Raw genomic sequence first — 6,682 nt, forward strand, 5'->3', positions numbered from 1 at the left:
CGTGCGCCATCATTCTTGACTTTATGATAGCCGATCCTGATCCCCGCGCCACCGTCCAGCGCTGCCGGACTGCTATCCGCTGCGCAATGTGTTGGCAAGTCTACAACTTGTAGCTGCGGTCGGCGCGCACGATTGTCTCGGGCAGGCTCACCCCGCGGCCCACCGCCAGCACCTTGAACAATTCGCCCATTTCGCTCGGGGCAACCAGCTTTTGCAGCGCGCGCGCCTGCGGCAGGTAGCGCAAGGCGTCGGCCGGGTCGGTCTGCAGCAGCAGTTCGCCGATGCCGGCGGCGAGCAGGAACGCGGCCTGCGGCATGTAGGCCAGCACATCCAGCCCCGCATCCTGGGCGGCCAGCGCCATGGCGGTGAAGTCCACGTGCGCCGTGATGTCCTGCAGGCCCGGCAGGTAGAACGGCTCGGGGTGGGCATGGTGGCGGTAGTGGCACATCACGGTGCCGGTGTCGCGCTGCGGGTGGTAGTACTCGTGCGCCGGGAAGCCGTAGTCGATGAGGATGGCGGCGCCGCGGCCGCCCTCGAACAGCCGCGCCAGCGAGGCCATGAAGCCGCACGCGACCGGGTGCACCTCGGTCACGTAGCCCTCCGGCAGGCTGTCCGCGTCCGGCACCTGGCGCAGGATCTGGTCGGCCAGCGCACCATCGGCTTCGACGTCAAGCCAGGCGAAGGCGCCGTCTTGCAGCGTGACCATGCGGCGGCGCCAGCCGTGCGGCACCTTGGCCACCAGCTCGACCGGCATCGCGTCGAGCACCTCGTTGGCCAGCACCACGCCGGAAAAGCCCTCGGGCAGCTTGTCGGCCCAGGCCACCATCGGGAAATCGCGCAGCAGGTCCTGCTGGCGCGCGCGCAATTCGCCGGACAGGTCGATAATGGTGTAGCTGGTCACCTGCACGCCCTGCGCGGCCAGGCTGGCGAGCACGTCGCGCGCCAGCTTGCCGGTGCCGGCGCCAAATTCGATGATGTTGGGCGCGCTTTGGGCGATAATAGCGGCTGCCACGTGCGCCAGTGCCTGCCCGAACAACGGCGTGATCTCGGGCGCAGTGGTGAAGTCGCCTTCTGCTCCGAGCTTGGCGGCGCCGCCGCTGTAGTAGCCCAGGCGCGGCGCGTACAGGGCCAGCTCCATGAAGCGCGAAAACGGAATGGCGCCGCCCTGCTGTTCGATTTCCTCGCCGATCAGGCGATGCAGGGCCGAAGACGCGGCCAGCGCGTCGGGATCTGGTGCGGGTAGGGACATGCCCGCATTGTAAACAGAATCGACTGCTGCCGACAGATGACGCATGCACAGCTGATGGACCAACACGACGACAAACCGCAGGTGGCGCTGGTGACGGGCGCCGGCAAGCGCATCGGGCGCGCGATCGCGCTCGCGCTGGCGCGCGCCGGCTATGACGTGGCCGTGCACTACCGCGCCTCCGAACGCGAGGCCGAGGAAACCGCCGAAGCGATCCGGTCGCTGGGCCGCCGCGCGCACCTGCTGGCCGCCGACCTGGCGCAGGAGGACGAAGTGCGCGCCCTGCCCGCGCGCGCGGCCGCGGCGCTCGGCCGCGTGACCTGCGTGGTCAACAATGCATCGCTGTTCGAATACGACAGCGCAACCACCTTCTCGCCCGCCCTGCTGGCCGCGCACATGCAAGCCAACCTGGCCGCGCCGCTGCTGCTGGCGCAGGCGCTGCACGCGGCCACGCCGCAGGGCAGCCAGGCCGTGGTGATTAACCTGCTCGACCAGAAACTGTACAATCTGAACCCCGATTTTCTGTCGTACACGCTGTCGAAGGCGGCGCTGCAGACCGCGACCACGATGCTGGCCCAGGCGCTGGCGCCCACGGTGCGCGTGGTCGGGGTGGCGCCCGGCATCACGATGGTGTCGGGCGACCAGACCGAGGAAGGCTTCGCCAAGGCGCACCAGCTAACGCCATTGAAGCGCTCCTCGACCCCTGAAGACATTGCCGACGCCGTGGTGTACGCGGCCACGGCACGCGCGCTGACCGGCACCACGCTGCTGGTCGATGGTGGCCAGCACCTGGTGCCGCTGGCGCGCGACGTGATGTTCCTGACCAATTGAAGCGCCGGCTGTCCGGCACAACCCCAAGAGACCACCTTTTATGATGTCCGCCTTGTACCACCCCAGCCTGCGCGATTGCCGCCGGCTGTTCCTGCGCAATTACGAAGTCATGATCAACATCGGCGTGCACGACTTCGAAAAGAAGGGCGAGCAGCGCGTGCTGATCAACGTCGATCTGTACATCCCGCTGGCGCAGTCCACGCCCAAGGCCGACCAGCTGTCGGAAGTGGTGGACTACGACTTCATGCGCGAGACCATCGCCCGCCGCATGGCCCTGGGCCACGTACAGCTGCAGGAAACGCTGTGCGACGACGTCGCGCGCTCGATGCTGTCGCACCCGCTGGTGCGCGCGGTGCGCGTGTCGACCATGAAGCCGGACGTGTATCCCGACTGCGAGGGCGTGGGCGTCGAAGTTTTCCAGATCAAGGATTGAGCATGAGTGAAGCAGCAACCGAAGAATTGAGCGCCAGGCAGTTGGACAAGATCGCGCACGAGAACAACAAGCTGCACAAGCGGCTGTGCCGCCTGGTGGGCCAGGCCATCGGCGACTTCAACATGATCGAGGACGGCGACAAGGTGATGGTGTGCCTGTCCGGCGGCAAGGACAGCTACGCCCTGCTCGACATCTTGATGACGCTGCGCGAGCGCGCGCCGATCCATTTCGACATCGTGGCCGTCAACCTGGACCAGAAGCAGCCGGGCTTCCCGGCCGACGTGCTGCCGGGCTACCTGTCCAAGCTGGGCATCCCGTTCCACATCGAGAACCAGGACACCTACAGCATCGTCAAGCGCCTGATCCCGGAAGGCAAGACCACCTGCTCGCTGTGCTCGCGCCTGCGCCGCGGCATCTTGTACCGCGTGGCCGATGAACTGGGCTGCAACAAGATCGCGCTGGGCCACCACCGCGACGACATCCTCGAAACCTTCTTCCTCAACATGTTCTTCGGCGGCAAACTCAAGGGCATGCCGGCCAAGCTGGTGTCGGACGATGGCAAGCACATGGTGATCCGCCCCATGGCCTACGTGAAGGAAGAGGACACGGCGCGCTACGCCGAGGTCAAGCAGTTCCCGATCATCCCGTGCGACCTGTGTGGCTCGCAGGAGAACCTGCAGCGCAAGCAGATCAAGAACCTGATGCGCGAGTGGGAGAAGAAGCATCCGGGCCGCGTGGAGAACATCTTCTCGGCGCTATCGACCGTGGTGCCGTCGCACCTGATGGACCGCTCGCTGTTCGGCTTCACCGACATCAAGGCCGACGGGGTGGCAAACCCCAACGGCGACATCGCGTTCGACGAGGAACCGTGCTCGACGCCGGAGACCAATACGATTTCGCTGCAGCGGCTGTAATTCCTCCTAAAGCAGTTCCCCTTCCCCTGAAAGCCCGGCATTTGTTGCCGGGCTTTTTTTTCGGTTAAGCGCGATGCATACGCTGCATCCGCCTCATTGTTCAGAATCAACAAATTCTGCTGAGTGGGGCTTTCGCAATTCCAAGTTCTGCGCTGCAGCGTAGCCTTCGAGAACCCTCTCCCAAAGGCCCCGCTCATTCCCATGTCCAAACCACTCCTGATGCATTGGTTCGCGCGCGTGTCCGTTTGCACTTTCTCCGTTCTTGCTGCCCTGCCCACTGTTTCCGTCGCGGAGACGCCATCGGTATCCCGATATCAGGACCAAAACCAATTGATTCGAGCTCCACAAGCGCTTGCCAGTTTGGGTACCAACCTTTTTGGTGACAAAGTCAATCTATATACCGGCGCTCTCGAATTCATACAGACCGACGTCAGCCTTTCGGGTAACAGCTCCCTGCCAGTTCAGATGGGTCGGCGATTAGTGGCCGGAGTTACTGCCTCGACCGATAACACTTCGTTTGGAAACTGGGATATGGAAATTCCCCACCTCCACGGCGTCTTTTCCGAGGGATGGGTTGATGTTCACGGCAACAATTCCCGCTGCAGCGTATTCGGTGCGCCCGAACCGGTGGGCCCGGACGGCACCGCCAACTTTAGTGCAATAGAATTCTGGCACGGTAATTTCATTTACGTCCCAGGTTATGGGGACCAGGAAATGCTCGCACGACGTACGGGTAATACGCTGGCACCCGGTGGCAACGCTTCCCAGTATCCCGTCGTCACCCGGAACAATTGGCAATTCAGCTGCCTCCCTTCCATGAAACGCGGCAGCGGTGAAGGCTTCTTAGCAATCGCACCTGACGGCACAACCTACCAGTTCGATTGGATGGTCGCGCGCGGGTTGTTAAAGCTGACAAAGTCCAACCCAGCCCCGGCCCCCAGCGTCACTGACAGCGAGCTTGATCCCATCCCACATGCGTTCCCTACTCGATCTATCGGTCGGAAGTATGGATCTTGCCAACGCTGATCACGGATCGCTATGGGAATACTGTCACCTACACCTATGACTCGGCCAATCCGTGGCAGCTCAAGTCAATCGTCGGCAGCGACGCGAATGGAAGTCCTCGCCGGCTCGACTTAACTTACGTTTCGTCGACGTCGAATCTCATCAGCACCCTTTCGGATGGCACGCGGACATGGCGTTACACCTACGATACTTCCGCGCCCCAAGCTCGACTCACGAGTGTGATCCTGCCGGATCAATCAAGGTGGTCGCTATCAGACATTTACCCTCTTGTAAAAAGCTTGGAATATCAAAGTCCAGGCGGCTGCACTGACAACGGCTATTACGACGTCACTTCGATTTCTGGCAGCATGGTGCACCCATCAGGGGCACGAGGTGACTTCACGTTAACACCGACGAAGCATGGACGTGCTGGAGTTGAAAAGCAGTGCCTGGAGGTCGGTAGCGACGCCGAAATTGCCATGTACCCTTGGGTTTTTGATACCTATTCGCTAGTACGCAAACAGATTTCCGGTCCAGGTTTGCAGCCTCTGGTGTGGACCACGGAATATCCCGAAGCCCAGCCGAGCTGGGCCCCATGCAATGGCTGCCTGGCTTGGAAAACGGTCGCGGTTACGGACCCCGAATCGCATCGAACCGAATACACGTTTGGAACGCTGTACCGCGAAACCGAGGGTCAGCTCCTCCAGGTTTTCGCCTACGACCGCGGCGGCAACCTCTTGAGAAAGACCACTACGAACTATGTCGAGCCACTCCAACCGTTCGGCTTCAGCGCACAAGGTCGGGGGGACGGGGCGCTTGCTGCAAAGGTAATCGAAACGGGCAGCAGAGTGACTGTGCAGCAGGGCGTGAGCTTTAGTTGGCAAGCGCAATCGTTTAATGAATATGCACAGCCGACTCAAATCGTCCGCTCGAGCACACTCGGGTACAGCCGCGGCGAAACCACCAAGTACAACAACAACACGGCCAAATGGGTGTTGGGCCAGGTAGAGCAAGTAACGGAAGGCAGTACTGGGCGAGTTCCTGTCCTGAACGGATATAACGCGACTACAGCCAACCTCGAGACAGTCCGCAAGTTCGGCCAGCTCGAGAAAACACTAGCCTATAACGCTGACGGAACGCTCTACACCCAAAAGGACGGCAAAGGACAGACCACAACTTATAGCAACTACAAGCGCGGCATACCGCTAAACGTACGTTATGCGGACGGCACCAGCGAGTCTGCCACCGTGGACAATCTTGGCCTACTCCGATCGGTGACCAACGCTGCTGGTTTCATTACTGGCTACGACTATGATGCGATAGGGCGCCTGAGAGCGATCTCCTACCCCGGAGGTGATACCGTCGCCTGGAATCCGACGATCATCTCGTATTCGCAGTCAACCGTTAACGAATATGGCCTCGAGCCCGGCCACTGACGCCAGCAGGTCACAACGGGATCAGCAGCAACGACCACCTACTACGATGCCTTATGGCGCCCTGTGTACACAGAGCGCTTGGACCAAGCGGACCCAGGGACGATTCGCGTCGTACGCAGGCGCTTCGACAGTGGGAACAACAAGATATTCGAATCATATCCGGCGCGCAGCTACGATCTCGCGGCAAACGACGGGGTGTATCAGGAATATGACGCGCTGGGCCGCCCAACCGTGACCAGCGCCATCAGTGAGCTGGGAGTCCTGTACTCTGGATTCACATACGTGAACGGCTTCCAGAAGTACTACACCGATGCGCGCGGGAACAGCTGGCTTCATGCCTACCAGGCATTCGACGAACCGGTTGAGGGCGCGATCACCAACATTGCGATGTCGGAAGGCGTCAACGTCTCGATCCAGCGCGACATATTCGGAAAGCCGACAGCGGTGACCCGAAGTGGCGGCGGCAAAAGCGTCACGCGCGCTTACGTCTACGACAGCGCCCAGCGGCTATGCAAGACCATAGAACCCGAAACCAAGTCGACCATACAGGACTACGACCTGGCCGGGAACGTGCTGTGGCGGGCTCCTGGTCTCGCCTTGCCGTCCGCCAGCTGTGACACTGCCAGCGCTCCGGCTGCGAAGAAGATCAGTTATGGCTACGACGCGCTCAACAGATTGCGCACGACCACCTTTGGCGACGGCAGCCCTTCCATCAGCCGCACCTATACACCCGACGGCCTGCTCGCGACGATCACATCGAATGGTTCGACCTGGACCAACACCTATAACGGCCGTCGTTTGAACGAAAAGGAAAGGG

7 protein-coding genes are annotated in these 6,682 nt (G+C 61.6%); 6 read left to right on the plus strand and 1 reads right to left on the minus strand.

The features are described 5' to 3' along the window. Positions 1-100: 100 nt before the first annotated feature. Positions 101-1,249, minus strand: coding sequence for a class I SAM-dependent methyltransferase (locus tag NX773_RS22175; protein WP_258858409.1), 1,149 nt, complete (start codon positions 1,247-1,249; stop codon positions 101-103). 54 nt (positions 1,250-1,303) lie between these two features. On the opposite strand from NX773_RS22175, the gene NX773_RS22180 reads away from it, so the two are divergent. From NX773_RS22180 to NX773_RS22205, 6 genes are all read left to right on the plus strand, one after another. Then, complete coding sequence (locus tag NX773_RS22180) at positions 1,304-2,077, plus strand: SDR family oxidoreductase (protein WP_258858410.1); 774 nt, start codon at positions 1,304-1,306, stop codon at positions 2,075-2,077. A 40-nt stretch (positions 2,078-2,117) separates the two neighbouring features. Then, entirely contained in the window at positions 2,118-2,510 is a 393-nt protein-coding gene (locus NX773_RS22185) for a dihydroneopterin aldolase (protein ID WP_258858411.1), read from the plus strand. A gap of 2 nt (positions 2,511-2,512) precedes the next feature. After that, the gene (gene ttcA, locus NX773_RS22190; protein WP_258858412.1) at positions 2,513-3,424 is read left to right on the plus strand and encodes a tRNA 2-thiocytidine(32) synthetase TtcA; all 912 of its coding nucleotides are present in this window, start codon (positions 2,513-2,515) and stop codon (positions 3,422-3,424) included. A gap of 201 nt (positions 3,425-3,625) precedes the next feature. Beyond that, entirely contained in the window at positions 3,626-4,450 is an 825-nt protein-coding gene (locus NX773_RS22195) for a hypothetical protein (RefSeq protein WP_258858413.1), read from the plus strand. Then, positions 4,438-5,865: an RHS repeat domain-containing protein gene (locus NX773_RS22200; RefSeq protein ID WP_258858414.1), complete on the plus strand. Its 1,428-nt coding sequence runs from the start codon at positions 4,438-4,440 to the stop codon at positions 5,863-5,865. Before NX773_RS22195 ends, NX773_RS22200 begins: the two co-directional genes overlap by 13 nt. A gap of 78 nt (positions 5,866-5,943) precedes the next feature. Next, positions 5,944-6,682: hypothetical protein (locus tag NX773_RS22205; RefSeq protein WP_258858415.1), on the plus strand; the 739-nt coding region annotated here is incomplete at its 3' end.

This window comes from Massilia solisilvae, assembly GCF_024753215.1.
In the GTDB taxonomy this organism is placed as follows: Bacteria; Pseudomonadota; Gammaproteobacteria; order Burkholderiales; family Burkholderiaceae_D; genus Telluria; species Telluria solisilvae.

Excerpts from the sequence above, each read along its gene's own strand:
- NX773_RS22195 (WP_258858413.1), top strand. The coding sequence starts at position 3,626 with ATGTCCAAACCACTCCTGATGCATTGGTTCGCGCGCGTGTCCGTTTGC.
- ttcA (WP_258858412.1), top strand. The coding sequence starts at position 2,513 with ATGAGTGAAGCAGCAACCGAAGAATTGAGCGCCAGGCAGTTGGACAAG.
- NX773_RS22185 (WP_258858411.1), top strand. The coding sequence starts at position 2,118 with ATGATGTCCGCCTTGTACCACCCCAGCCTGCGCGATTGCCGCCGGCTG.
- NX773_RS22175 (WP_258858409.1), bottom strand. The coding sequence starts at position 1,249 with ATGTCCCTACCCGCACCAGATCCCGACGCGCTGGCCGCGTCTTCGGCC.
- NX773_RS22180 (WP_258858410.1), top strand. The coding sequence starts at position 1,304 with ATGGACCAACACGACGACAAACCGCAGGTGGCGCTGGTGACGGGCGCC.